This window comes from Paenibacillus donghaensis, assembly GCF_002192415.1.
Taxonomy (GTDB): Bacteria; Bacillota; Bacilli; order Paenibacillales; family Paenibacillaceae; genus Paenibacillus_AQ; species Paenibacillus_AQ donghaensis.
In genome coordinates, this window is sequence record NZ_CP021780.1 from 8,295,177 (window position 1) to 8,319,668 (window position 24,492).

The window sequence follows — 24,492 nt, forward strand, 5'->3', positions numbered from 1 at the left end:
ACAACAAATTGAAGGGTGGCAAGTGCAGATATGAAATTTACAGACGGTCTTTGGCTGGTTCGCGACGGGATCACGATCAATGGCGCAGTGCAGAATTATGCAGTAGAGCAAACCTCTGAGGGTTTAACTGCGATTACCCAGACTACTCCGATTACAGGACGTTCAGCAACGCTGAACTCGACACTTTTGACTGTGAAATTCCATTCCCCGCTTCCGGGTGTAGTAGGCGTTAAGATCATTCATAATGAGGGTGTAATCGAACGCGGTCCGGTCTTCGAATTGACTAAGGGAACTGGCGATCACGTACAAATCGAAGAAACCGAAGCACAAACCGTACTGATCAGCGGCGGGCTTCGTGTAGTTATCAACAAAGGCACTCACTGGTCCGTGGATTTCTACCGGGGTGACGAGCGCATTACCGGCAGTGGTTTCAAATCGATGGCTTATATCACTGACCAGAACGGCAACACGTTCATGCGTGAAGAGCTGGATATCGGTGTAGGCGAATTCGTTTATGGTCTGGGCGAGCGCTTTACCGCTTTTGTGAAAAATGGACAGGTAGTTGATCTCTGGAACAAGGATGGCGGCACCAGCTCCGAGCAGGCGTACAAGAACATTCCGTTCTACGTAACAAGCAAAGGCTACGGTGTATTCGTCAACCATCCTGAGCTGGTTTCCTACGAAATCGGTTCGGAGAAGGTGAAGAAAGCCCAGTTCAGTGTAGCTGGGGAGAGCCTGGAATATTTCGTGATTGAAGGACCTACGATCAAAGAGGTCATCAGTAAATATACTTCCCTTACCGGCAAGCCTGCGCTTCCACCGGCATGGACCTTCGGCCTGTGGCTGACGACTTCGTTCACCACCGACTATGATGAAGCTACTGTAAATTCCTTCGTAGAAGGCATGGCTGAGCGTGATCTGCCGCTGCATGTCTTCCACTTCGACTGTTTCTGGATGCGTGAATACCAATGGACGGATTTCCAGTGGGACTCGCGTGTATTCCCGGACCCGGTGGGCATGCTGAAACGCCTGAAGGAAAAAGGCCTTAAGATCTGCGTGTGGATCAACTCCTATATCGGCCAGCGTTCGCCGTTGTTTGAAGAAGGCAAGAAAAACGGCTATCTGATCAAAAAAGCAAACGGCGACGTATACCAGACGGATCTCTGGCAGGCGGGCATGGGAATTGTCGATTTCACGAACCCTGCTGCTTGTGAATGGTATGCCGGTTACCTGCGCGGTCTAGTGGATATGGGCGTAGACAGCTTCAAGACTGACTTCGGTGAACGGATTCCAACCGATGTCGTCTATTTCGACGGCTCCGATCCGAATAAAATGCACAACTATTACACTCAGATGTACAACAAGGTTGTCTTCGAAGTATTGGAAGAGAAGCTTGGCAAGAATGAAGCAGCTCTCTTCGCACGTTCGGCAACCGCCGGCGGGCAGCAGTTCCCGGTTCACTGGGGCGGCGATTGCTACGCGGATTATGAGTCAATGGCAGAGAGCCTTCGCGGCGGACTGTCGTTAGGACTCTCCGGCTTCGGCTTCTGGAGCCATGATATCGGCGGCTTCGAGAATACGGCTCCGGCACATGTCTTCAAACGCTGGCTGGCCTTCGGACTTCTCTCCAGCCATAGCCGTCTGCATGGCAGCACCTCGTACCGTGTGCCTTGGGCATATGATGACGAAGCGGTAGATGTTACCCGGTTCTTCACCAAGCTCAAATGCAGTCTGATGCCGTACCTCTATGATGTGGCCGGACAGGCGCATGAGCAGGGCTGGGCATCGATGCGTGCGATGGTAATGGAATTCCCGGAAGATCCGACGTGCGAAGTATTGGACCGTCAATATATGCTTGGCGATTCTCTGCTGGTAGCTCCAATCTTCCAGGAGAATGGCGAAGTAAAATATTACCTGCCGGCTGGACGCTGGACTCACCTGCTGAGCGGGAAGACTGTGCAGGGTGGAGCATGGCGCAAGGAAACACATGATTTCTTCAGCCTGCCGGTTTATGTTCGTCCTAATTCACTGCTCGCAATCGGCAGCGTGGATACTAAGCCGGATTACGATTTCGCTGAAGGTGTGAAATTCGGCCTGTATTCTCTGGAAGACGGCGCAGCAGCTACAGCTACTGTCCGCGATTTGACAGGTGCTCCTGAGCTGACCGTGAAGGCTGAACGCAGCGGTAGCAAGATTACGGTTACTGCTGAAGGCAGCGGCAAGGCCTTCACCTTCGCTGTGAAGGACCTAGGCGCTATTGCATCCGTTAGTGGTGCAGAGCAGGCAGACGAGACTACCGTAACGGTAGCTGCAGGCAGCAAATCGGTATCGTTCAGCGTGGAACTGAAGTAGCATGCTGCAATAAGCAGCAGGATGTAAATAGAATGCAATAAACCTCTCTGATAGAGGCGGGCTGATGCCTGCATTAATCGGAGAGGTTTTTATGCAAACAGCCATGGGTTTGAATCCGGAAGAAGGAGACTGAGAGGGATGTACAGCGAACAAGAGAGAAAGGCAGGAGTGCGCAGTGAACGGGGCTACACTTCAGCCACGGTGCTGTCCACGGCCGCCAATTATATCATGAACACCACGGAATCATTCACCCATACTTACCGGACTTATATCCGATTGCGGGAGAACGGGGAGCTGAAGCTGAAGTTCTGGCACAGCAATACGGTAGACTCGACATGGGATCTGGGACAGGAATCCGCAGGAAGCGAGCCGGGCGGGGAATGGAGTATCGAAGCAGCCTATGTAGCCGACGGAGGCTTGGAACCGGACGGCAGCCTTGCTGCGGGTACACAGGTTCCGGTTACCTTCGCGGGCAGGGCGTGCAAGCAGGTGGCTGCGGGTGAAGTTTTTTGGAGCGACGAGGCCGTGCTGAAGCTGCCCGAAGGGCATGTTCTGGCCTTCACCTGGACCCTGAAGACACGGGCATCCGGCAAGAGCATACCGTTCAATGTGGAGGGAATGCTGGTTTCGGCTTATGATGCTCCCGGCCAGCTTGCAAGCCAGGATACGGCGGATGGCTTCAGCGTATCGGATAAACTGCTGGTGCTGCCCAGTTATATAGGATACAAGAAAGAGGTAACCAAGGAGCTGGTGTTCTTGGGGGATTCGATTACCCAGGGCGTGCGCACAGAGAAGGACAAATATGATTATTGGGCCGCGGGAATTGCCGAAGGGCTGGGGCCGGATTATGGTCTGTGGAATATCGGCTCCGGCTGGGGCCGGGCGTATGATGTAGCCACTGAAGGCGCTTGGCTGCACAAAGCTCTGCGAGGCAATGAGGTCTTGATTGTGCTCGGGGTCAATGATCTGGATATCGGTAAGCGTTCGGCTGAAGAGCTGCTTCAGGATCTGGCGTTTATCATCTCCAAGATCAAGGAGGCGAATCCTGAAACAGCAGTCCTCCTGAGCACCGTGCCGCCGTTCAATTTCGAAGGGGAGCGGGAAGCAGCCTGGCGCAGCGTCAACACCCAGATCCTTGCAAGCCCGCCAGCGGGAGTCAGCCGTGTGTTTGACATGGCCGCTGTGCTGTCTATGCCTTCTCCCGTTGATCACAGAATCCGCCCTGAATATATGAGTAACAGTGATGACCCGCATCCGAACGGCACCGCGGGCAAGGCGGTGGCTGAGTCTTTCCTGGACTGGTATTTTAAAGTATAAGAATGTTACTATGTAGGACTCCGTAGGATAAGAACACTTCAGATTCAGTTCCATGAGATAGAACGTGAACTTAAGAATGTTATATTCGAGTGGTCCGGGTAGCCCTATGCACCAGTCATTCTGACAACTCCACCGTTTCATTCTAAAGTTCAGCTTATATAGTCTCATAGGTCCAGTCCAAAGAATTAGTTGCGAAACTGCATCTATTTAGCCGTTTTTTTCTGTGTTGGGATGGCGTAAAATAGTTTGTGTAAGGACCGGGGAGTCTAGTAAACGACAAAAAAGTAGGGTATCCTTGGGATTGCGAAAGTCACCAAGAAAAGGAGCCCTACTCAATGACAAGTATACAACAAAACCCGTTCCATGATCTACTCGAAAATAGCATCCAAAGTTTTCTGAAAGAAAAGATTGAACTCATGCTCCGCGAAGAAATCAAAAATTACCTCGGTGTCGAACATCCGGAAGACTCCAATACTCGCAACGGATATTACACCCGCACCTGGGAAACACGCCACGGCCTGATCCCCGACCTGAACGTCCCACGGGATCGGCAGGGTCAATTCCAAACGGAGCTCTTTGAGCCCTACCAGCGCCGGGAGGCGTGGCTGGAAGACACCGTGATCCACATGTATAAAGGGGGCATGAGCACCCGGGATATCGCCTCGTTTATCGAAAAAATGTTCGGGACCTCGTACTCGCCAACCACCGTGAGCAACATCACCGGCACGGTGCTGGAAGATGTTGCCGCCTGGCAAAATCGTCCGCTCTCTAAGCGTTACTCGGTCATCTATCTGGATGGCATGTACGTCAAACTGAAGCGTCAAACCGTGGCCAGTGAAGTCATCTACATCGCGATGGGGATCGACGAAGACGGGCACCGGGAAATTCTCAGCTTCGCTATTGGCGGCAAGGAGAGCGCGTATGGCTGGCGGGAAGTGCTGCAAGACCTGCACCGCAGAGGCGTGCATGAGGTGCTGCTGGGCGTCTTTGACGGGCTGGCCGGGCTGGAGGAAGCCTTCAAGGAAACCTACCCCAAAGCCGATGTCCAGCGCTGTGTGACCCACAAGATGCGCAACACGCTGCCCAAAATTCGGGATACCCACAAGACCGAGATGGTCGGCGATTTGAAGACCATTTACACCGCACCGGATAAGGATGTGGCCCTGGCCAACTTTGATGTGGTGCTGAAGAAATGGGGCAAAATCTATCCCAAGGAACTAGAGTCCTGGGGGGACAGCTGGATGTGTTGCTACGCTTTTACGACTACCCACCCCAGATCTGGTACGCCATTTACACGTCCAACCCGATCGAGCGAACCAACAAAGAAATCCGCAAACGGCTGCGTCCCATGAACAGTTTGACCCATATGGATGCCGCCGAAAAGATTGTCTATTTGGAAGCGATGGGGTACAACGAGAGATGGAGCCGACGTGTCCTGCGGGGGTTTGGGGACCCCCAGACGAAAGCCGCTTTGAGTAAAAAGTTTGCGGAAAAGTATCCCCCAGCCCAAGACAGCTAAGAACAAAACCGACGGCAGACGCAACTGGATATGAAAGGAAATTTTCGCAGGGGGGATCCCCCCTGACCCTTTGAAAACCAATCATATCCATTGTCCCAATGGATATCCTACAACCCTTAAAAATAATTACACAAACTTCTTGACGCTACCTGTGTTTGGAGGAAATAAGTGCGAAAACGCACCTAATTTAGGATTTTGAGCGTAATAAGCTTGCTTTACTCGAATTTAGTTGCAGATATGCACTTATTATCCTGATAATGGGTGTTTCGGCTGAAATTAGTTGCAGTTTCGCATCTAATTACTCCGAAGATTCCAGGGCAACACTCTAAATCCTGGCTGAATCCTAAGCAGTAACGAAATGTGAGAACAAACCTCTCTTCCTGTAGCGGATGAGAGGCTTGTTTGATGAGGTATAGGTTACTACGTAAGGCCCCTTATCTTCTGATAGTGGTTTTAGCTTTCTAAGGAGTAACGTGTAGGGTGGCTATGGGGAACTACTGTTAATCCCACGGCTAAGGTTCAGTTGCTTTTGCATATGGGGAAAAGTCACCGCTAATTCGTCCATTCATGGCATTTTAGATCGGATAGGAGGTAATTAGTGGTAGGAATTCCCTATAACTACCTTGAATCCCCATTCTGAGACCAACTAGCGGTAAGAAATCCCTCTAATTTGCCGCTGGACCTAAATAGTAACCGAAAAGGCACTTAATTTCCGCGTTTGGGCATAATAAGCCTGACTTACAGGAAATTAGTTACACATTCGCACTTATTCTCTCTCTATGAGTAGATTCGATTGAATTTAGATGCAGATTTGGTTACTACTTAGAGCCCCCTTGTGTTCCATGTGTTCCATGTGTTCCATGTGTTCCATGTGTTCCATGTGTTACTCGTCCGAGCCAGTCATACCACACCGCGCGACAAGGAGGCTGAGCATAACCAAAGGAAGGCTGTCACCCGTAACCAGCGATTAACTTTCAGACTATTAACGGACTGAGGAGCCCCTATGTGCTGTACAAAGGCTGTTTTGCAGCTCTAACGGACTCAGGAGCCCCTATTCAAGCCAAAACCCACTAGTTAAGGCCTGTTTTTCCGATATAGAGGCTATGCGGTCCGTTACATTCCAAACCAGCGCAGAAATGAGGAAATAGGAGCTATACGGTCCGTTGGGACGTAGGTTACCTGAAGTTCGGGAGGGGGAGGGTTTGGATTACGGTAGTGCGATCGCCTAACCTTCGCAAGTAAACCTTCTCTATCCTCGCAGGGTCCTAAGTAGTAACCAGATTTGCACCTATTGCTTCGAACGAGCCAAGAGTACCTGTTAAGTGCTCGCTGGGAGCTAAGCAGTAACCTAAGGATTAAGCTCTTGCGCATTCCGCAGGAACAGCCCGCTTTTGCCCTTAAGGCTCTTGCGTATTCCAAAGGAACAGCTGCTTTTGCCCTTAAGGGTCTTGCGCATTCCGCAGGAACAGCCCGCCCTAGACCTACCCGCCTTTTGCCTTAAAGATCTTGCGCATTCCGAAGGAACAGCCGGCCCTAGACTTACCCGCCTTTGCCCTTAAGGTCTTGCGCATTCCGAAGGAACAGCCGGCCCTAGACTTACCCGCCTTTGCCCTTAAGGTCTTGCGCATTCCGCAGGAACAGCCGGCCCTAGACTTACCCGCCTTTGCCCTTAAGGGTCTTGCGCATTCCGCAGGAACAGCCCGCCCTAGACTTACCCGCCTTTGCCCTTAAGGTCTTGCGCATTCCGCAGGAACAGCCTGCCCTAGACTTACCCGCCTTTGCCCTTAAGAGGTCTTTGCCCTTACCAGTCGGGCGCGCATCCCGTCAGGGATAGCGGGCTCACCCATGCGGCGTTCAAGCGGTCCCGCAGGGATAAGCGCTCCTACCACCCCAGCCTCCTAATCACAGTACCGCCAGACTCATTCGCCAAACTTGCAGGTGTCCAGAGGGTGCAACCCTTTGGGGCCCTCCCTTGGAAGGGAGGGTTTGGGAGGGATCGAAATCCCCTAATTGAGCTCTGCCCGATAATCCTTCGGCGTTTGCCCGACCTGCTTTTTGAAGACCTTGCTGAAATATTTCACATCGTGGAAGCCAACCATTTCCGAGATTTGCGACAGCTTCAGGTGGGGATTCTGCAGCAGCAGCTTGGCTTTCTCGATACGGACGCTACTGATATAATCGGAGAAGTTAATACCGTACTCCTGCTTGAACCTGCGTGAGACATACTCGCGGCTAACATAGAATTTGCCGGCAACTTCCTGCAGGGAGAGGTCGGACGGATAATTCTGCTCGATATATTTCACAATGTCCGTAATGGGGTTCCGTTCTTTGATCTGTCTGACCAAGATCACCCGTGACAGGCTCCGCATCAGAGCAAGGGACCAGTCGCGCCAGGCGAATAAGGAGAAGGAATAGCCGCTCGGCAACGGTGCGGGATGCTGTTTGTCATCCAGCTCAAGCTCAGCCAGGGCGCTGTCGGCCTCGCTGCCTAGAGCTTCCCGGACCAGCCGGGAACGGAACAGCAGGGCATCAGCTTTCCAGGAATTCAGCATTTGCGGCGTAACGACGCCCCGGCGGCTGAGTTCATGGGTCCAATGCTGCGCGGCGTCCGACAAACCTTCAGGGTTGCCACTGATCACAGCCATTCTCCAATCCTCCTGGACATCGGCGAAATTGAGCGGTGTTCCAGAAACGGAGGGGTTGGACTCCCGGCTGCCAGCAGCCTTGTTGTCCTCTCCCGCAGCAGGGAAATGGCAGTAATCCTCATGTCTCAATAGATTCCGCCGAAGCAGTGTTTCGGCGGCTTCTGTGCGTTGTGCCGGCAGTTGTCCCGGGAAGGCGCCTGCCGTGCTGATCCCGAAATGCATGCGGAACTGCAGGGTCCGGTATATTCCCTGATTGATCCGGCTGATCAGCTCCACTATGGACTCCTCCGGATTCCAGAGAATGATCGCGATCTCTGGAGGCCCGCCCCAATAGCGGAAGGCTATGCCTTTGTTAGGCTGGTGCAGAAATTCATTGCAGATGTTGACAATGGCGTAGTAGAGCAACTCGTTGTCGCCGCCAAATCTTTGCAAGAGCGGATTGTTGCCGCTGTCCGTCTGCACCAGAATCAGCCGCGAGGTCTCGGCGTCCTTCGCGATGATACCGTCGCCGGTGAGTCTGCGCAGCGATGCCTCAGCGTTGATCGGATCGTCAATCAGCGCCGATAGCAGCTTCTCTCCGTAGATTGGCTTGATCTCGTTCAACCGGATGCTCTGGCGCTGGCGGTGGCTGCGTTCCTCTTCTTCGGAGCGCCAGGCGGCGACCGCCTTGGACACCGCATGATTGATCATATCTGCTTCAATCGGTTTCAGAATGTAGTCGATCCCGCCGTGGCGGACAGTCTGGCGTACAAAGTCAAAATCATTATGTCCGCTGACCACAATAAATTTGGTGCTGCCCGCGAACTCATTCACCCAGGTCATAAGCTCGATCCCATTGCCCGATTCCATCATCATATCCATAATCACCAGGGCCGGCTTGTCCTTGCGGATCAGTTGGATGGCTTCATTGCCGTTCCCCGCTTCCAGAATCTCGTCAATTTGATGGGCCTCCCAGTCAACCAGCAGTCTGACCGCTTTTCTGACTCTTGCTTCATCATCCACAATAAGCGCCTTCATATCCGTTCACTCTCCACTAATATATCAATTTCCAATCTGACGATCACTCCGCCAGCCTTAAGATTATCCACGGTCAGCACCGCATCATCGCCGCATACCAGCCGCAGCCGTGCCAGCACATTACCGAGGCCAATGCCGGCGCCCGGAGCATCGCGTTTGCTGTAGTGGTCCTGGTCCTGCTCGGGTTTCTTCAGAGGGTCGATGCCCAGGCGTGAAGGCTGCTCAAGCTCCTGCCGCAGTGCTTCCAGCTTGGCCGCCGGAATGGCTTGGCCGTTGTTCTGAATATTGATTTCCATCCGTCCTGAATCCAGCTTAGCTGCCGTGATCTCAATTAAACCGTCGGTGCGGGCGAGATTAAACCCATGCTTGAAGTAATTTTCCACGATCGGCTGCAGGATCATCTTGGGCATCATCGCGTTCAGCAGCGATTCATCCATATCGTAGCGGAAACTGAATTTATTTTCAAAACGTTCCTTTTGCAGCTCTATATAGGCTTTGACATGGTCCAGCTCGTTCTGTATAGTTACGATCTTCTCATCATTATACATGCTGTAGCGCATCATCTTGGCAAGTGCCGAGAGCAGGGCATAAACCTGCGGCGCCTTCAGTTCCAGGGCAAGTGTGCCGATAATCTGCAGGGTGTTGTTCAGGAAATGAGGATTGATCTGCGATTGCAGCGCCCTTAGCTCATTGGTTTTGTTGGACAGCTCAAGCCGGTACTCCCGCAGAATCAGGTTGTTGATTGTATCCATCATGCTGCGGAAGCGTTCTATGACAACGCCGATTTCGTCTTTGCCCGTAGGCTGGATATCAATCTCAAGATTACCCGTCTGCACCTGGTTCATGTATCGGGTCAACTGCTTGATCGGAGCCGTTATCCGGAAAGAAATCAGAATGGTCAAGGTGATGATCATGATTAGCAGCAGCACCAGCAGTAGAACATTGATCTGGGCCGCCTCCTTGGCTTCACGGAACAGGTAGGAGACCGGGATTTGTTTGACGAGCGTCCAGCTTAGACCGGGACTCTCTATTTTCTGATAAATAAATACCGAGCCGTCTTCTTCAAAATATCCCTGCGAGCGTTCATTGGCTGCAATCTGCTTATCATACCAGGAAGCGTTCAGCGGTTTGCCCACAGCGTCGTTGTCATGGCTGTAGACCAGTGTGCCGCTGCCGTCCACCAGATAGATGTTCTCCTGATCCTGTTCATATAACTGATCTACAATATCGGTAAGGGCGGTCAGCTTGACATCAATCGACAAATAGCCGAGCGCATCGGGAGAAGGAATTTGCTCGATCCTTCTGTGCAGCGTGAACACCGGCTCCGAAACCAGCTGCGGGATCGGTGAATTCAGCCCGTAAGTGCTGCTCATATGCGTACCTTGGACTGAAACGGGATAGTCAGCGGTAATCAGAGAATCGCTATAAGGGGGAACGCCCTGCCAGCGTTTCGGAGTGGTGCTCCCGGTGACCAGGGTTGCCTTGCTGTCTTTGACTCCGTACAAATAGACCTGGGATATATCGGGCATAGAGGTAGAAATATAATTCAGCGAGGAATAAATCCGGATATTGGCCGACATGTCGTCGTAGCCGGCTTCCAGAAGCCTGTAGAATTCCGAGTCTGAATACACGATCAGGGACAGCCTGTTCACCTCTTGAATCAGACTGTTAATATTCTTGTAGCCCTGATACAGTAGATTCTTATTCTCATCGACAGCCCGGGTTCTTAGCGACTTCGTCGTGTAAGAATAGCTGATGAACATAGTAGCCATAATACAGATTATTGTTGGCAGGAGCAAAAAAACGATCAGTTTCGTGCGTATACTGTTCCATTTCATGGGGTCTTGTCACATCCGATCAATATTTTACACCTGAAAGATCACTTGCGTAGGTGTAAGCGAACCTTCTAAAAATAGATAATATGTTTAGATCATAAACAAGTAAGTGAGTAAAAGAAAGGGGGCTGGGTAAATGCGCGGCAATAAGTTGTCCCAATTTGGTCAACAGCTTTTTTTCGTTGGTCCAGCACTATTGTTTTTTACCCTAATCACGATTATTCCATTTCTGATGGGAATGTATTATTCCTTCACTGATTGGAACGGAGTATCGGGTAATGTAAGCTGGGTAGGCATCAGTAACTTTACATCGATTTTTACCAATGATCCGGACTTCTGGTCATCCTTCTGGTTTACAGTGAGATTCACTGTACTAGGGGTCGTTCTGACCAATGTAGTAGGCTTCTTCCTGGCCTATCTGTTAACCAAACCTTTAAAAACACGCAATATGCTCCGTACGATATTCTTTATGCCGAATGTCATTGGAGGCTTGTTGCTTGGGTTTATATGGCAGTTCATCTTCATCAAGGGTTTCGCCACGATGGGCGATATCACAGGCTGGTCCTTTTTCAACCTTCCTTGGCTGGGTGATGCGACAACGGGCTTCTGGGCGATCGTCATGGTGTTTGTGTGGCAGTCCTCCGGTTATCTGATGGTTATCTACATCGCTTCGTTAAGCAATGTGTCCAAAGAGGTGCTTGAAGCCGCTGAGATTGATGGCGCATCCCGGATGCAGGTGCTTCGCAACATTATAATTCCGCTTATCATGCCTGCGGTAACTATCGGGCTGTTCCTGGCCATTTCCTGGTCCTTCAAGATGTTCGACCTGAATCTGTCGCTGACCAAAGGCGGACCGTTCAAATCGACGGAATCCGTTGCTATGAACATTTACAATGAAGCCTTCCTGAACAATCGTTATGGACTGGGTACTGCAAAAGCGCTGTTGTTCTTCGTAATTGTTGCGCTGATTACGGTCATTCAGGTCCGTGTTACGAAGAGCAAGGAGGTAGAAGCTTAATGAATGCAAAATCCAAAGGCAGATGGAATATCGTCATTGAAGTGATTATGATTCTTCTGGCGCTTCTGTTCCTCTCGCCATTCTATTTCTTGCTGGCGAACTCGGTGAAATCCTTCGGTGAAATCCTGAGCAATGCGGCAAGCTGGCCGCAGGAATTCATGTGGTCGAACTATTCCAATGCATGGAAGCTGGCCCGTTTCAGTGAAGCCTTCCGGAATTCGTTCATTGTTACAGTAATCAGTGTTATTCTGATCTCGCTGTTCAGTGCGATGGCAGCCTACCGTATGGTTCGTGCCAACACACGATTCAACCAAGTTCTGCTGCTTCTGTTCGTGGCAGCCATGGTGGTTCCGTTCCAGACGATCATGATTCCAATCCTGAAGGTCGTAAATATTGTTGGAGTGAACAATTCCTTCGCAGGTCTGATTATTACGAACCTGGGGATCAGCGTTCCCATGGCGATCTTCCTGTTCCATGGTTTCATCAAATCAGTGCCTCTTGAGATTGAAGAGGCGGCAACCGTAGATGGCTGTAATCCGATCTCGGCATTCTTCCGGATCGTGCTTCCCTTGCTGAAACCGATGCTTATGACGATCATCGTCCTTAATGCGCTTGGGATATGGAATGACTACCTGCTTCCGTCGTTGATTCTTCAGGCGCCCGAGCTGCGTACGATCCCGCTGGCAACCTTCTCGTTCTTCGGACAATATACGAAGCAATGGGATATGGCGCTTCCGGCGCTTACGCTCGGAGTGGCTCCAATCGTAATTTTCTATCTGTTCATGCAGCGTTACATTGTTGAGGGAATAGCGGCTGGCTCGGTGAAAGGTTAACACCGAGCCTTACGTTCCAAATATAACAGCAGTTAAATTATTCAAGGGGGAAATTAGAATGATGAAGAAACGTTCTGCACTGGTAATGTCATCTGTAATGCTGATGACAGTTGTGCTTGCGGCATGTGGCGGAAATTCCAATAATACTGCAACAAATACTGGCTCAAATGGAAGCGCTGGCAAACCTGCCGGTGAAGTGAAAACGGTTAAGATTTTCCAGTTCAAGACTGAAATTGTTGAAGGACTCAATGAGCTGAAGGTTGAATTCGAAAAAGAAAACCCTAACATCAAGCTGGATATCCAAACCGTCGGCGGTGGCGCAGACTATGGAGCAGCCCTCAAAACTAAATTCGCTTCCGGCGATGCACCTGACATTTTCTCTAACGGCGGATATGCCGAAATGGGTCTGTGGGCCGATAAATTGGAAGACCTGTCCGATCAGCCTTGGGTTAAGGATCTGATTCCAATGGCTGCAGAGCCAATGACCAAAGACGGCAAAACCTACGGCATGCCGATGAACCTTGAAGGTATCGGATATGTATACAATAAAGATTTGTTCGAAAAAGCCGGTATCACCGAAACTCCAAAAACGATCACTGAGCTTGAAGAAGCTGCTAAAAAACTGCAGGCTATCGACGTTATTCCTTTCGGAAACGCCTACCAGGAATGGTGGCTGCTGGGCAACCAGGGTATCAGCGTAGCTTTTGCCCAGCAAGACAATGTGGATGAATTCATCAGCGGGCTGAATGCCGGCACTTCTACTATCGTAGGCAACCCCGTATTCAAGGAATGGAGCAACCTGCTGAAATTGACCGTGAAATACGGACAGAAGAACCCGCTGACAACGGATGCCAACACACACCTGGCCATGTTCGCCAATGGTGAAACAGCGATGATGCAAGAAGGCAACTGGGCGCAAACGCTGGTTGACAATATCAAACCTGATATGAACATTGGCATGTTCCCTATGCCGATCAATGATAACGCCGAGAAAAATAACAAATTGACTGTTGGGATTCCTGCCAACCTGGTTGTGAACAAAGAATCAGGCTCTAAGGAAGAAGCCAAGACCTTCCTGAACTGGCTTGTAACCTCCGACATGGGTAAAGAATACATCACCAAAAAGTGGAAGTTCATCCCTGCACTGTCCACTATCGAAGCTACGCCTGAAGATATCGGAAAGCTTGGCTCCGATGTATGGCAATATGTGAAGGATGGCAAGGTATACGGTCTGCAATCCTCTAAATTCCCTGATGGTGTAACCCAAGAATTCGCTAGCGTAATCCAACAGCTGATTGCTGACAAAGTAGATGAAGCTGGCTGGGAACAAGGTATGCAAGCCGCTTGGGACAAGCTGAAGAAATAAAAGGTTATAAACAAAAGCTATAGGTTCACGTTCTATATCGGTTGCAAACAGCAGAGCTGCTCTTCTCGCTTCATCCCAATAGATGAAGCAGAGAGCAGCTTTTTCGTGTAAGATTTGGATCTGGATGTGGCTGCCTTCGATTACTATCCGAACACTTCCCGTAACTCCCAGTGCATGCCCTTAACCCTTGCGGGTTAAGTTAATATGATCCAGATCGGTGCTGTTGTTGAAGATGAACTCCAGTTTATAGTCGCCACGGATATAGGTAAGTTTGGTCTGCTTGACCTTGCCGGTTGTGATTGTAGTTGTGGAGCTTGGCGCGTACCATTGCTGCTTCAGAATCTTCATGGTGATGCCGCCGATATTCGTCTGGCGCTCTACATGGGTGCCGAAATATCGCATTTCACTCAGCGTGTTCGATTTATAAGCAAAAGCATATCCGGGATTCCCCATATTTGCGCCGTACGCATCGAAGCCAGTGGCACTGCTGCGCGGCACATCGGGACTGCCAAAGGAGCGGAGAATGTCAGCTCTTGCTGTTTGGCCGATGGTGAATTTCGCTGCCCGTCCTGGGAATTGGCCTTTGAGTGCAGGTTTATAGAAGCTGTTCAGTGTTTCTACAGCATGCTCCGTATCGCTAGCCGTTGGAGCCGGTTGTCTGCTGCTGGCCGCTGATGCCTGGTGCGCAGGTGCTAACAGATCATTGAAGCCCAAGGTTCCGGCAACGGCTGCTCCGGTTATTATGGCAGCAAGGGCTGCTTTGGTTATAGTTCTCACGAAGTTCATTAGTATCTCCTCCTTGTAAACATGTTGATGTAATTAACTCAACTTTCCCTATGTCAATTTTTGATAGGCGGAATTTCTGTGGATAAGTCGGGTGTCAATTTTTGACGGGGGACTGAGATAATAAGGTTGTAGACTGAAATAATAAAGTGTTAGAATGTCTTGGACTCATTCAGCTAGACGGACAGTAGAGCGTTAGTAAAGGAGTCGTATTATTACTTGCTCAAACCTGCGTTTAGATACTGGCAACCATATATTTCTGTGCAAGAATTGCAAGGTTCCATTTCCCCACCTTGCATAGGGTGATGGCGATACTTGAAGAAACATTCAATGAGATGCCGCCGTTCTTTATAAAAATTCTTTATCCCATATTGGCAGACCAAGGAAACCTTTTTCATACAACCGCTGTTGGAACTGGTTAATCCCATAATACGAACGGGCAGGATAGACTAACTTCATGTTACCCAATGCTTTTAAAACTTGTAAAATGATTTGATGAATTTTACAATGATGTTAAACTAGTACAACAGACTCGCAAGTGAATATGGGGGGATTACATGGGTATAGTTATTATCATTGCGTGCGTAGTTCTCATTGGCGTACTGAGTATCGATGGGAAGTTGAAGAAACATTTAGAGAATGATGAACATATCATTGATAGGCTTGATATTTTAATTAATATTCAAAAAGATAAGGACAAGATGGAGTGAATTTAGATTAAACCCCCAGTAATTTTGCAAAGAACATCACACGAGGAGGCGTGGTAGGCTTATTTACTGTAAGTTACGTTTTGGGAGGGGCGTATTTTGTACACTTTCCCTGGCCCCAGGCGAACGCGTCTGGGGTCTACTCAAAAAAAGCAAAAAAAAGCCACCTCCACTTAAGCCTACACACACCTCATTTTTTTGGATTGGTCTAGCTTCAGTTGTTCATCACTTGTAACTTACCTAAAATTGGATAGGCTTAGGCTTCAACACTTTCGGGTGAGTCGCTGGTCTGCCTCCCTTGTTCCTTCGTCCTTTGCTCGTTCGCTCTTTCGGTCGGTTTAGATGCTTCAGGAAATCCGCCAACGTTCCTTTTATATACAAGCGGAAGACGGCTAGCACCCGGCCGATTCGCTGCTTCGGTGCATAACACAGACGGAGCTCTTCGCAGAGCACATACGCAATCAGGTAGAGGTAGATCAGGTTCCATACGGCTTCCGGGTTCCGGCTGCTATAGATTTTTTTCAGGTGTAAGTTGGATTTCATACATTTAAAAAAGAGTTCTACTTTCCAGCGGTAACGGTACAGCTGTGCGACTTCGAGAGCCGTGATATCCCAGCGTTGGTGAGAACACGAACCAGGTGAACCTTCTTTTTCTTGTCCGTATACTTGTACTCCACGAGCCGAAATACACCGGTTTTCCCCGTCTTCGGACACGTCAGCTCCACCTCCGCATCCAGCACCAGTCCCGCTGCCTTCACCTTCCGCGTTTTAAGCACCTTCACTTTGCTATTTTGCTTGAGGCGAGCGACGAACAGAATGCCTGCCTGGAGCCATTGTAGATATTGAGTGTAGTGAATATACCCCCGGTCGAACAAATACGTAATCCCTGTTTGCCCAACCAATGCCGCTAGCACATCGGTGTCCATATCGGCCACCGTGTTGCCCCAGTGAAGTTTTTTGGCATAACGGTCGCCGAGCAGCAAGGAAGCTTTGCGAACCATTTAATTAAGAAGACAAAGCGGGAAGTAGGCATACAGGTATAGCCAAAAGTCTTTTTGAACCCTGCTTTCCTCAGGTGTTTCAGCATACCGAGTTCTTGAAAAGCAGGTCTCATTTCAGGTGGCTAGGGACGACTTTTGATTTATCATGGAAGGGACACCTCTTCTGTGGTTTAGTGGATCTCGACAATCTCACTTTACCAAACGAAGCGGTGTTTTTCTATGTTGGCAAGATCCTTACTTAAACCGACTCCAACTTAATCCCAGCTTGGGGTCAACTCGACTTTGACTCTGCGAAAGTTGAGTAATTAACCTTATCAAGCAAATTTAAACAAGAACACACAAGTAACGAATCTAAGAGAAACGGCCTGATCTGGCTGGAAGGCGTGAACCGACTTGGAAACCTTACATGATAATAATGAGACCGCAAGGCGCAAGCGGGTTGCCCTGACCGGTGCCAGCGGCTATATCGGCCATAACCTGCTCCGGCAGCTGACAGATCAATATGATGTGATCGCCTTGTCCCGTCGCCGTGACAGCAAGGAGGATGAGGAGCATGTGGAATGGCGCTCCTGTGAGCTGTTCTCGATGACCGATGCCGAGAAGGGTCTTGCAGGGGCTGATTATGCGATCTATCTGGTTCATTCCATGCTGCCGACAGCCAAATTGACCCAGGCCGATTTTGCAGATATGGATGTAATTCTGGCTGATAACTTTGCCCGTGCCGCCCGCAAAAACGGCATCCGCCAAATCGTCTACATGAGCGGTATTGTACCTGAGAATGTACCGCGAGAGCAGCTGTCACGCCATTTGCGCAGCCGGCTTGAGGTAGAGCAGGTGCTTGGCTCCTATGGTGTGCCCGTCACCACCCTGCGTGCAGGCTTGATCGTGGGTCCTCAGGGATCCTCTTTTCCCATCCTGGCCAAGCTGGTGCGCCGGCTGCCTGTCATGCTGCTGCCGGAGTGGACACGCACGCCGACTCATCCGGTGGCCTTATCCGATGTGCTGACATCACTCTGCAACAGTATAGGTAACCGGGAGCTGTATAACAAGACTATCGATGTTGGCGGACCCGAGAGCATGAGCTATAAGCAGATGATGATAAAGACTGCACAGGTCATGGGCAGGAACCGCTCCTTCTTCGACATCCCGCTGCTGACCATTGCGCTCTCCCGGCTGTGGGTTACCTTGATTACCCAAATGCCGAAGGAAATGGTCTATCCGCTCGTTGAGAGTCTGGCCCATCCGATGGTAGCCCATGAGGAACGGAAGGTAAAGGGGATCAGCGACGGCAAGGTGTCCTTTGAGCAGGCGGCAGAAGCCGCGCTGAAGGCGGAAGCGGAGCAGGAAGAGCAGAAGCAGGAGAAGAAGCGAAAGCAGAAGCAGGAATCCTCGGCAGGCAAGGCAGCTTCAATTGGGCCAAAAGAGAAGCGGCTGTCCGATGTGCGCTCCATTCAGCGCGTAGTGCTCCCGGAGGGGAAGGATGCGCGCTGGGCAGGCAGCTATTATATCGAGTGGTTGGGTCGCGGCTTGAAAGGAATCGTCTGTACCGAATATGACGGCAGTTCAATCTATCGGGTCTATCTGCGCTTCAGCGGCAAGCCGATATTGGAGCTGACCTACTTTGCGGAACGCAGCACAGATGAGAGTGCGGTATATGGCATCACTGGCGGAGCTTTTGCCAAGACGCTTGACGATCATGCCGGACGGCTGGAATTCCTGCAGATTCCGGGCACGCAGGAGTGTGTCATTGCCATCCACGATTATTTGCCCTCGCTGCCCTGGTTTGTGTACAAATACACCCAGGCCAAAGTTCATCTTTGGGTGATGTATGCTTTCCGCAGGCATCTGCGGCGTATGGCCGACAGCGGCCGCATTCCCGAGCCGCAGAACAAGCAGACCGGAACCGGCCAACTGGCCCGGGCCGCCAGGATGAAGCAGAAACAAAAGCAAAGCTAGCCGGACTGCTTGGGGTCGGGGTTTTATGTTGGTTATTTTTGAAAAAAGTTTAGAAGTAGGGTTGGGAATAGTTGTGAGGGTTGATGCAGCAACACTTTGCAACTAAATCAAGGATTCAAACTTTACGCGGGGAGCGGGATTCGTCCAAATCAGGGGCATCAGAGTAAATAGATGCAAATCAGCACTTAAATTCGCTCAAATGTGGGTTTATGAGGAAATAAGTGCCTAAAGTGCAACTAAATTCATACATAGGAGGGGGATTCGGCCAAATCGGCTGGGTTAGATGCGTTTCTGCACTTAAATTAGTTGAAATTCTGAAATCGGCCTGAATTAGTTGCAGGTTTGCACTTAATGGGTAGGCTGTGGTGCGCTTGATGTTAAGCCAATGCCTGCATATGGAGGACTCCACTCCAATTAGGGGGCCTCAGAGGGTCAATTCAGCCGCCGGAACTGCTCCGGCGTCGTGCCGGACTGCTTGCGGAAGGTGGCGACGTAATGGCTGGCATCGCGGAAGCCGACCAGCCGCGAGATGGCCTTCACGGTAAGCTGGGGTTGGCTGACAAGCAGCTCTTTGCTCTTGCGGATGCGCAGGCGGACAAAATAAGCGTACGGCGACAGGCCGAAGGTCTGAAGAAACAGACTGTTGAGATAACGCCCGGATACCTCCAGCTGTTCGGCCAGATCGTATAGCCCGATATCGGGATCGCCATAGTGGATATCCATCCATTTCAACAAGGGCTGCAGCTTGTCTACATTGCGTGAGATGGCGGTGTTGTTATGCAGCTGGCCGTACTTCCCCAGCGTAAGCAGGAAACGATAAGCATCTGTGGATGCACCCAGGCTGAACATGTCCTCTGCCGCATCATGGCGGTCCAGCATCTGCTTCAGCATCAGCGAGAGCGGGGCTTCCTCCTCCCAACGGTAGAAGGCGCTGGACCTCAAGCCAAGATCCTCCAGAATCTGGTGGGCTGAATTGCCGCCGAACGTCAAATAATAGCTATGCCAAGCTCTGGCGGATGCGGATTCGTAGCTGTGGGGGACATGTGGGAGCAGCAGAACGCCGCTGCCGGCTGAGAGGGAGATGGTTTTGTTATCAAAATGGATGGTGCCCTCCCCTTTAGCGGTCTGAATCCAGTGGTAGGTATGATAGCCCTCCGGACGGGAGAACTTCTCCTGATTGGGGTTATAGCCCATACTGTCGAGTGTGATGGGCAACTGCTGTCCGCCATCCTGGGCGAATACAATTCTGCGGTGGGCAATTTCCGGCATGATCTCAACTCCTGTTACTTCCATATTGTTATATGATTCCGCTGTTATTTTATATTTTAAAGCAAAGATCAATCGTATACAATGTCTATATAATTATACTATAAAGGATGTGCGAATGGTGATCAACGATAAATTGCCGAAGATTTGGTACGGCGGAGACTATAACCCTGAGCAATGGGAAGCCCCGGATTGGGCAGAGGATGAGCGGATGTTCAAGCTGGCTGGGATTGATGTGGCTACGATCAACGTCTTCTCGTGGGCTTTGATTCAACCTTCAGAGGATACCTATGATTTCTCCGGCCTGGATGCCATGATGGACCGTTTATATAAGAATGGAACCTATGTATGCTTGGCTACCGGAACAGGAGCCCATCCGGCTTGGATGGCCCACCGTTATCCCGAGGTGACCCGTGTCGATGTGCAAGGCAGAAAGCGCAAATTCGGCGGACGCCATAACTCCAATCCGAACAGCCCGGTATACCGCAAATATTCCGCTTTGCTGGCAAGCAAGCTTGCCGAGCGCTACAAGGATCACCCGGCGCTTGTGGCCTGGCATATCTCCAATGAATACGGCGGATACGATTATTCCGAGCAGTCGGAAGCGGCATTTCGTATCTGGCTGAAGGAACGTTACGGCTCGCTGGATGTGCTTAACAAAGCCTGGAACACACGTTTCTGGGGGCACACCTTCTATGATTGGGAAGAAATTGTAGTACCGAACGAGCTGAGCGAGGAATGGAATGGCAACCGTACCAACTTCCAGGGCATTTCGCTGGATTACCGCCGTTTCATGTCGCACAGCCTGCTGGAATGCTACAAGCTGGAGTATGCGGCCATTAAAGAGCACAGCCAGGATGTGCCGGTTACAACCAACCTGATGGGCTTCTATCCCGAGCTGGACTATTTCGAGTGGGCTAAGCATATGGATGTAATCTCTTGGGACAACTATCCTTCTCTGGATACCCCGGTCAGCTTCACGGCAATGTCTCACGATCTGATGCGCGGCTTGAAGAGCGGCCAGCCGTTTATGCTGATGGAGCAGACACCCAGCCAGCAGAACTGGCAGCCATACAACTCCCTTAAGCGTCCGGGTGTTATGCGCCTCTGGAGTTATCAGGCCATTGCGCGCGGTGCGGACACCGTGCTGTTCTTCCAGCTGCGCCGCTCGATCGGCGCCTGCGAGAAATACCATGGTGCCGTGATCGAACATGTCGGACATGAGCATACACGTGTATTCCGCGAATGTGCGGAGTTGGGCCGGGAGCTGGAGCAGCTGGGGGATCAGCTGCTGGATGCACGCGGCCAGGCAGAAGTCGGCATCATGTTCGACTGGGAGAACCGCTGGGCGCTGGATCTCTCCAGCGGCCCGTCCGTCGCACTAGATTATGTGAAAGAAGTGCACAAATATTATGATGCGCTCTACCAGCAGAACATTGAAGCCGACATGATCGGTGTGGAAGAGGATCTGTCCAAATACAAGATTGTGATTGCTCCGGTGATGTATATGGTTAAACCGGGATTCGCGGCCAAGGTGGAGGCTTTTGTGAAGGCGGGTGGTACATTTGTTACGACGTATTTCAGCGGGATTGTCAATGAGAATGATCTCGTAACCGTCGGAGGTTACCCTGGAGAACTGCGCAAGCTGCTTGGCATCTGGTCAGAGGAGATTGATGCCCTGCTGCCGGACATGAGCAATGAAGTGGTGATGAACAAGGAGTGGGGCGCACTCAGCACCTCTTATGGCTGCGGCATCCTCTGCGATCTGATCCACGCTGAAGGCGCTGAAGTGCTGGCAGAGTACGGCTCGGACTTCTACAAAGGCATGCCGGCGCTTACCGTCAACAGCTTCGGCGAAGGCAGAGCCTATTACGTGGCAACCAGTCCTGATCCTGCCTTCATGCAGGGGCTGATGGCCAATCTGTGCGCCGAACAGAACATTAAGCCGCTGGTGTCTGCACCGGAGGGTATTGAATCCGTTCAGCGCGTCAAAGCAGGCGTGTCCTATCTGTTCCTGCTCAATCATACAGACGGTGAGCTTAGCGCCGAGATTGGCGGTACAGCACGCACGGAGTTGCTGTCCGGCAAGAAGCTGAGCGGAGCCGTCACTGTTCCTGCACGCGGTGTTCTGATCCTGTCGGACCAGGCATAAGCAGTCCGGCTACACCTGGGCTTGCTTGCTGATATCACTTACAATTGCCCATCGCCTTCAGTATAATGAAGGAGGTGGGTTATTGTTGTAGAATTTATTCTTTATCGAATGAAGGGGAACAGCGGCGGCAGAGTTCGCTCGTGAAGCCATCAATAGGTAAAGGGTAAAACATATAAAGCAACTTGCGGGCCAACACGTACCCCGGGAAAGGGACAAGACATGAAGACTTTACTGGTGACCGGCTATCGCGCGCATGAGCTGGGGATCTATGACAGCAAACATCAGGGAATTCCATACATCAAAAAAGCGCTCGAAAACCGGCTGATTCCCCTGATTGAGGAAGGATTGGAATGGATCATTACCCCCGGTCAATACGGCGTGGATCTCTGGGCCTGTGAAGTGGCCATTGAGCTGAAGCGGCAATATCCCGGCCTTAAGCTGGGCATTATTACAGCTCACACCGGACAGGAAGAGAAGTGGAAGGAAGAGAAGCAGAACGAATACCGGCGGATTATAGCCGGAGCGGATTATTATGGGGCGGTCAGCGATGCGCCGTATGATGGAGCCTGGCAGTTCCGGGCAAGGGATGATCTGCTGTTCCGCAAAAGCGATGGTATCTTGCTGTTCTACGACGAGGATGCCGCCGAGGGCAGCGCGAAATTCACCAAGGGACGGGCGCTGAAGCTGCATGCTGAAGGAGATTACGAGCTGTTCCTGCTGCATGCGGACGAGGTGCAGAACATCGCCGATGAAGAGAGCAGACGGGATTATGAGTAGCTATAACAGGAAGGTCTGACAGACCGAAGGGAGATTAACATGGAAGAAGACATTTGTTATGTGATCACGTTAAATCCGACTGAACAGGACCGCAGGGACATGGAAATTATCCGGGCGCATGTGAAACATCTGCAGGAGTTGGAGGGCAAAGGACAGCTGATGTTGTGCGGGCCGTTCGCGGACAGCCCGGGCGGCATGGTTATCATCCGCGCGGACTCCCGTGAAGAAGCTGTAGCTATTGCGGAGAGAGACCCTTATGTTACCTCCGGCATCCGCAGTTATGAAGTGCGGACCTGGGGACTATCCCATGCCGGCAACAAGCATATGGGCATAGCCGAGTAAATGGCTCTGCTGCCGGACAGTAAGGCTATCCTGATCAGATGAAGCTCTGCAGCGAAGGAGCCTTGCGTACCTTGGAGTGCTGCTCATAGGCGTAAGCCAGCTTAATCAGCGTAGGCTCCTCATAGGCCCGTGCCGAGAAGGTGACGCCAAATGGGGCACCAGCCGAGGTATAACCGGAAGGTACTACAATCGAAGGATAGCCGGCTCTGGAAGTAATCCGCGCCCCGAAATCGGCCGGGAACAGCAGCGCATCGAGCTGATGCTCCTCCATAACGGCATCAATGCCTTGCTCCTTGCAGAGCCTGAGATCTGTGGCACGGTTACGCAGATACTGCGGTTCGGTCAGCGTGCCTGAGGTGGCATATTCGGCATCCATCAGCGTGACCTGGCCGTATTTCAGCGCCTCCATCGGCCTTGAATGGTTGAAGTCAATAATGTCACGCAGCGTCCGCATCGGCGCACCGGGACCGAGGCGGGCGAGGTAGGCGTTCAGCGATGTTTTGAATTCATTCAGCACGACGGAGGAATAGCTGATCTCGCGGGCAGTGCGGATATCGGCCGGGTCGATGATAACCGCCCCCAGCTGCCGCATCTGATCCACGGAAGCATTGAACAAGGCTAGCTGTTCTTCCGTCAGCTCCTCGAAATAATAATCGCGTGGGATACCAATCCTTGCGCCGCGAAGCCCATCCTTATCCAGAAACACAGTATAATCCTCATGCAGCCGGCCCATGCTTGTGCCCATGGCAGCATCCGCAGGGTCGCGTCCCAGCAGCGCATTCAGCAGCAGGACAGCATCGCGGACCGTACGGGCCATCGGACCTGCGGTGTCCTGTGTGTTCGAGAGCGGCAGAATGCCGGAACGGCTAATCATGCCTACCGTTGGCTTGATGCCGATGATGGAGCCGAGATTGCCGGGATTGAGAATTGAGCCGGAGGTTTCCGTGCCGACGGATACTGTGCAGAAATTGCAGGCCACGGCTACGGCAGAGCCGGCGCTGGAGCCACCGGTCGGCGTGGAGATATTGTAGGGGTTCAGCACCTGTCCGCCCCGCGAGCTGTAACCCGAAGGCATACCGTTCGTCATAAAGTTGGCGAATTCCGTCATATTGGCTTTGCCCATAATAATGGCTCCGGCCTCGCGCAGCCGGGAGACCAGATACGCATCCTCCCCGGCAAAAGAATCCGCCAGCGCCAGCGAACCCGCACTCGTATGCATTTTATCCCCTGTATTGATATTGTCCTTCAGCAGCATCGGAATGCCGTGCATCGGCCCTCGCGGTCCCTGCAGCGACCGCTCCACGTCCAGCGACTCCGCGATGAATAGCGCGTCCGGGTTAATCTCCAGCACGGAGTTAATCGTGAGGCCTGTTTTGTCATGATCGGCTATGCGCTCCAGGTACATCAGAACCAATTGGCGTGAAGTGATTTCTCCGGTTTCCAGTGCGGCTTGAATCTCCGTTATGGTGGCCTCTATGATTTCAAAACTCATCCGAATTCACGCTTCTTTCCTTCAGGAATATAGCTTTCTTCTCCTATATAACCACAGTTTGCGGTCTGTTAATAGTCCTCATTTTCACACTGTTTGTCTACATGAAAAAAAAGA

General features: G+C 51.3%; 17 protein-coding genes and 1 pseudogene. 11 read left to right on the forward strand and 7 right to left on the reverse strand.

What is annotated here, in order from left to right:
* The first annotated feature begins 30 nt into the window (after nt 1-30).
* The 3 genes and pseudogenes from yicI (at nt 31) to B9T62_RS37495 (ending at nt 5,188) form a co-directional block, all read left to right on the forward strand.
* Nucleotides 31-2,352 (forward strand): alpha-xylosidase, encoded by a 2,322-nt coding sequence (gene yicI, locus B9T62_RS37485; protein WP_087919889.1) that lies wholly within the window; start codon nt 31-33, stop codon nt 2,350-2,352.
* A gap of 138 nt (nt 2,353-2,490) precedes the next feature.
* Entirely contained in the window at nt 2,491-3,669 is a 1,179-nt protein-coding gene (locus tag B9T62_RS37490; RefSeq protein ID WP_087919890.1) for an SGNH/GDSL hydrolase family protein, read from the forward strand.
* A gap of 335 nt (nt 3,670-4,004) precedes the next feature.
* Nucleotides 4,005-5,188: pseudogene (locus tag B9T62_RS37495) on the forward strand (IS256 family transposase).
* Nucleotides 5,189-7,194: 2,006 nt separating this feature from the next.
* Here the strand turns inward: B9T62_RS37495 and B9T62_RS37500 are convergent.
* Together B9T62_RS37500 and B9T62_RS37505 are read right to left on the reverse strand one after the other, a co-directional pair.
* Nucleotides 7,195-8,850 carry a helix-turn-helix domain-containing protein gene (locus tag B9T62_RS37500; RefSeq protein ID WP_087919891.1) on the reverse strand — a complete coding sequence of 552 codons (1,656 nt, stop codon included), beginning with the start codon at nt 8,848-8,850 and terminating at the stop codon, nt 7,195-7,197.
* On the reverse strand, nt 8,847-10,688 hold the full coding sequence (locus tag B9T62_RS37505; protein WP_087919892.1) for a cache domain-containing sensor histidine kinase: 1,842 nt from the start codon (nt 10,686-10,688) through the stop codon (nt 8,847-8,849). Before B9T62_RS37505 ends, B9T62_RS37500 begins: the two co-directional genes overlap by 4 nt.
* 133 nt (nt 10,689-10,821) lie before the next feature.
* Between B9T62_RS37505 and B9T62_RS37510 the strand changes: the two genes are divergently transcribed.
* Genes B9T62_RS37510 through B9T62_RS37520 form a run of 3 tightly spaced genes read left to right on the forward strand, consistent with a single transcriptional unit; the run spans nt 10,822 to nt 13,902 of the window.
* The gene (locus B9T62_RS37510; RefSeq protein ID WP_087919893.1) at nt 10,822-11,703 is read left to right on the forward strand and encodes a carbohydrate ABC transporter permease; all 882 of its coding nucleotides are present in this window, start codon (nt 10,822-10,824) and stop codon (nt 11,701-11,703) included.
* Nucleotides 11,703-12,536 carry a carbohydrate ABC transporter permease gene (locus B9T62_RS37515; RefSeq protein WP_087919894.1) on the forward strand — a complete coding sequence of 278 codons (834 nt, stop codon included), beginning with the start codon at nt 11,703-11,705 and terminating at the stop codon, nt 12,534-12,536. Before B9T62_RS37510 ends, B9T62_RS37515 begins: the two co-directional genes overlap by 1 nt.
* A gap of 58 nt (nt 12,537-12,594) precedes the next feature.
* Nucleotides 12,595-13,902, forward strand: coding sequence for an ABC transporter substrate-binding protein (locus tag B9T62_RS37520; protein WP_087919895.1), 1,308 nt, complete (start codon nt 12,595-12,597; stop codon nt 13,900-13,902).
* Nucleotides 13,903-14,082: 180 nt separating this feature from the next.
* Here the strand turns inward: B9T62_RS37520 and B9T62_RS37525 are convergent, their stop codons facing one another.
* On the reverse strand, nt 14,083-14,688 hold the full coding sequence (locus B9T62_RS37525) for a YjgB family protein (RefSeq protein ID WP_087919896.1): 606 nt from the start codon (nt 14,686-14,688) through the stop codon (nt 14,083-14,085).
* Between the two features lie 554 nt (nt 14,689-15,242).
* Between B9T62_RS37525 and B9T62_RS39800 the strand changes: the two genes are divergently transcribed.
* Complete coding sequence (locus B9T62_RS39800) at nt 15,243-15,395, forward strand: hypothetical protein (protein WP_157794168.1); 153 nt, start codon at nt 15,243-15,245, stop codon at nt 15,393-15,395.
* 237 nt (nt 15,396-15,632) lie between these two features.
* Here the strand turns inward: B9T62_RS39800 and B9T62_RS41395 are convergent, their stop codons facing one another.
* Both B9T62_RS41395 and B9T62_RS41400 read right to left on the reverse strand, forming a co-directional pair.
* A complete protein-coding gene (locus B9T62_RS41395) occupies nt 15,633-16,001 on the reverse strand; it encodes a transposase (protein ID WP_281257782.1) in 369 nt (122 codons plus the stop codon).
* Nucleotides 15,953-16,393 (reverse strand): transposase, encoded by a 441-nt coding sequence (locus B9T62_RS41400; protein ID WP_157794169.1) that lies wholly within the window; start codon nt 16,391-16,393, stop codon nt 15,953-15,955. The genes B9T62_RS41395 and B9T62_RS41400 overlap by 49 nt, the downstream gene beginning before the upstream one ends.
* 393 nt (nt 16,394-16,786) lie before the next feature.
* Here B9T62_RS41400 and B9T62_RS37535 point away from each other — a divergent pair, with 393 nt between their 5' ends.
* Complete coding sequence (locus B9T62_RS37535; protein WP_087919898.1) at nt 16,787-18,349, forward strand: NAD-dependent epimerase/dehydratase family protein; 1,563 nt, start codon at nt 16,787-16,789, stop codon at nt 18,347-18,349.
* 432 nt (nt 18,350-18,781) lie between these two features.
* On the opposite strand, the gene B9T62_RS37540 is transcribed toward B9T62_RS37535, so the two are convergent.
* Complete coding sequence (locus tag B9T62_RS37540) at nt 18,782-19,618, reverse strand: AraC family transcriptional regulator (RefSeq protein WP_087919899.1); 837 nt, start codon at nt 19,616-19,618, stop codon at nt 18,782-18,784.
* Nucleotides 19,619-19,736: 118 nt separating this feature from the next.
* Here B9T62_RS37540 and B9T62_RS37545 point away from each other — a divergent pair, with 118 nt between their 5' ends.
* The 3 genes from B9T62_RS37545 to B9T62_RS37555 all read left to right on the forward strand — a co-directional run bounded on the left by B9T62_RS37545 (nt 19,737) and on the right by B9T62_RS37555 (nt 22,886).
* Entirely contained in the window at nt 19,737-21,767 is a 2,031-nt protein-coding gene (locus B9T62_RS37545; protein ID WP_087920577.1) for a beta-galactosidase, read from the forward strand.
* A 219-nt stretch (nt 21,768-21,986) separates the two neighbouring features.
* Complete coding sequence (locus tag B9T62_RS37550; RefSeq protein ID WP_087919900.1) at nt 21,987-22,544, forward strand: SLOG family protein; 558 nt, start codon at nt 21,987-21,989, stop codon at nt 22,542-22,544.
* 39 nt (nt 22,545-22,583) lie between these two features.
* Nucleotides 22,584-22,886, forward strand: coding sequence for a YciI family protein (locus B9T62_RS37555; RefSeq protein WP_087919901.1), 303 nt, complete (start codon nt 22,584-22,586; stop codon nt 22,884-22,886).
* A 34-nt stretch (nt 22,887-22,920) separates the two neighbouring features.
* On the opposite strand, the gene B9T62_RS37560 is transcribed toward B9T62_RS37555, so the two are convergent.
* Entirely contained in the window at nt 22,921-24,378 is a 1,458-nt protein-coding gene (locus B9T62_RS37560) for an amidase family protein (protein WP_087919902.1), read from the reverse strand.
* Nucleotides 24,379-24,492: the final 114 nt, after the last annotated feature.

What these genes read in the sequence shown, in the direction of transcription:
- yicI (WP_087919889.1), top strand. Translation starts at nt 31, where the DNA reads ATGAAATTTACAGACGGTCTTTGGCTGGTTCGCGACGGGATCACGATC.
- B9T62_RS37490 (WP_087919890.1), top strand. Translation starts at nt 2,491, where the DNA reads ATGTACAGCGAACAAGAGAGAAAGGCAGGAGTGCGCAGTGAACGGGGC.
- B9T62_RS37500 (WP_087919891.1), bottom strand. Translation starts at nt 8,850, where the DNA reads ATGAAGGCGCTTATTGTGGATGATGAAGCAAGAGTCAGAAAAGCGGTC.
- B9T62_RS37505 (WP_087919892.1), bottom strand. Translation starts at nt 10,688, where the DNA reads ATGAAATGGAACAGTATACGCACGAAACTGATCGTTTTTTTGCTCCTG.
- B9T62_RS37510 (WP_087919893.1), top strand. Translation starts at nt 10,822, where the DNA reads ATGCGCGGCAATAAGTTGTCCCAATTTGGTCAACAGCTTTTTTTCGTT.
- B9T62_RS37515 (WP_087919894.1), top strand. Translation starts at nt 11,703, where the DNA reads ATGAATGCAAAATCCAAAGGCAGATGGAATATCGTCATTGAAGTGATT.
- B9T62_RS37520 (WP_087919895.1), top strand. Translation starts at nt 12,595, where the DNA reads ATGATGAAGAAACGTTCTGCACTGGTAATGTCATCTGTAATGCTGATG.
- B9T62_RS37525 (WP_087919896.1), bottom strand. Translation starts at nt 14,688, where the DNA reads ATGAACTTCGTGAGAACTATAACCAAAGCAGCCCTTGCTGCCATAATA.
- B9T62_RS39800 (WP_157794168.1), top strand. Translation starts at nt 15,243, where the DNA reads ATGGGTATAGTTATTATCATTGCGTGCGTAGTTCTCATTGGCGTACTG.
- B9T62_RS41400 (WP_157794169.1), bottom strand. Translation starts at nt 16,393, where the DNA reads ATGGTTCGCAAAGCTTCCTTGCTGCTCGGCGACCGTTATGCCAAAAAA.
- B9T62_RS37540 (WP_087919899.1), bottom strand. Translation starts at nt 19,618, where the DNA reads ATGCCGGAAATTGCCCACCGCAGAATTGTATTCGCCCAGGATGGCGGA.
- B9T62_RS37550 (WP_087919900.1), top strand. Translation starts at nt 21,987, where the DNA reads ATGAAGACTTTACTGGTGACCGGCTATCGCGCGCATGAGCTGGGGATC.
- B9T62_RS37555 (WP_087919901.1), top strand. Translation starts at nt 22,584, where the DNA reads ATGGAAGAAGACATTTGTTATGTGATCACGTTAAATCCGACTGAACAG.
- B9T62_RS37560 (WP_087919902.1), bottom strand. Translation starts at nt 24,378, where the DNA reads ATGAGTTTTGAAATCATAGAGGCCACCATAACGGAGATTCAAGCCGCA.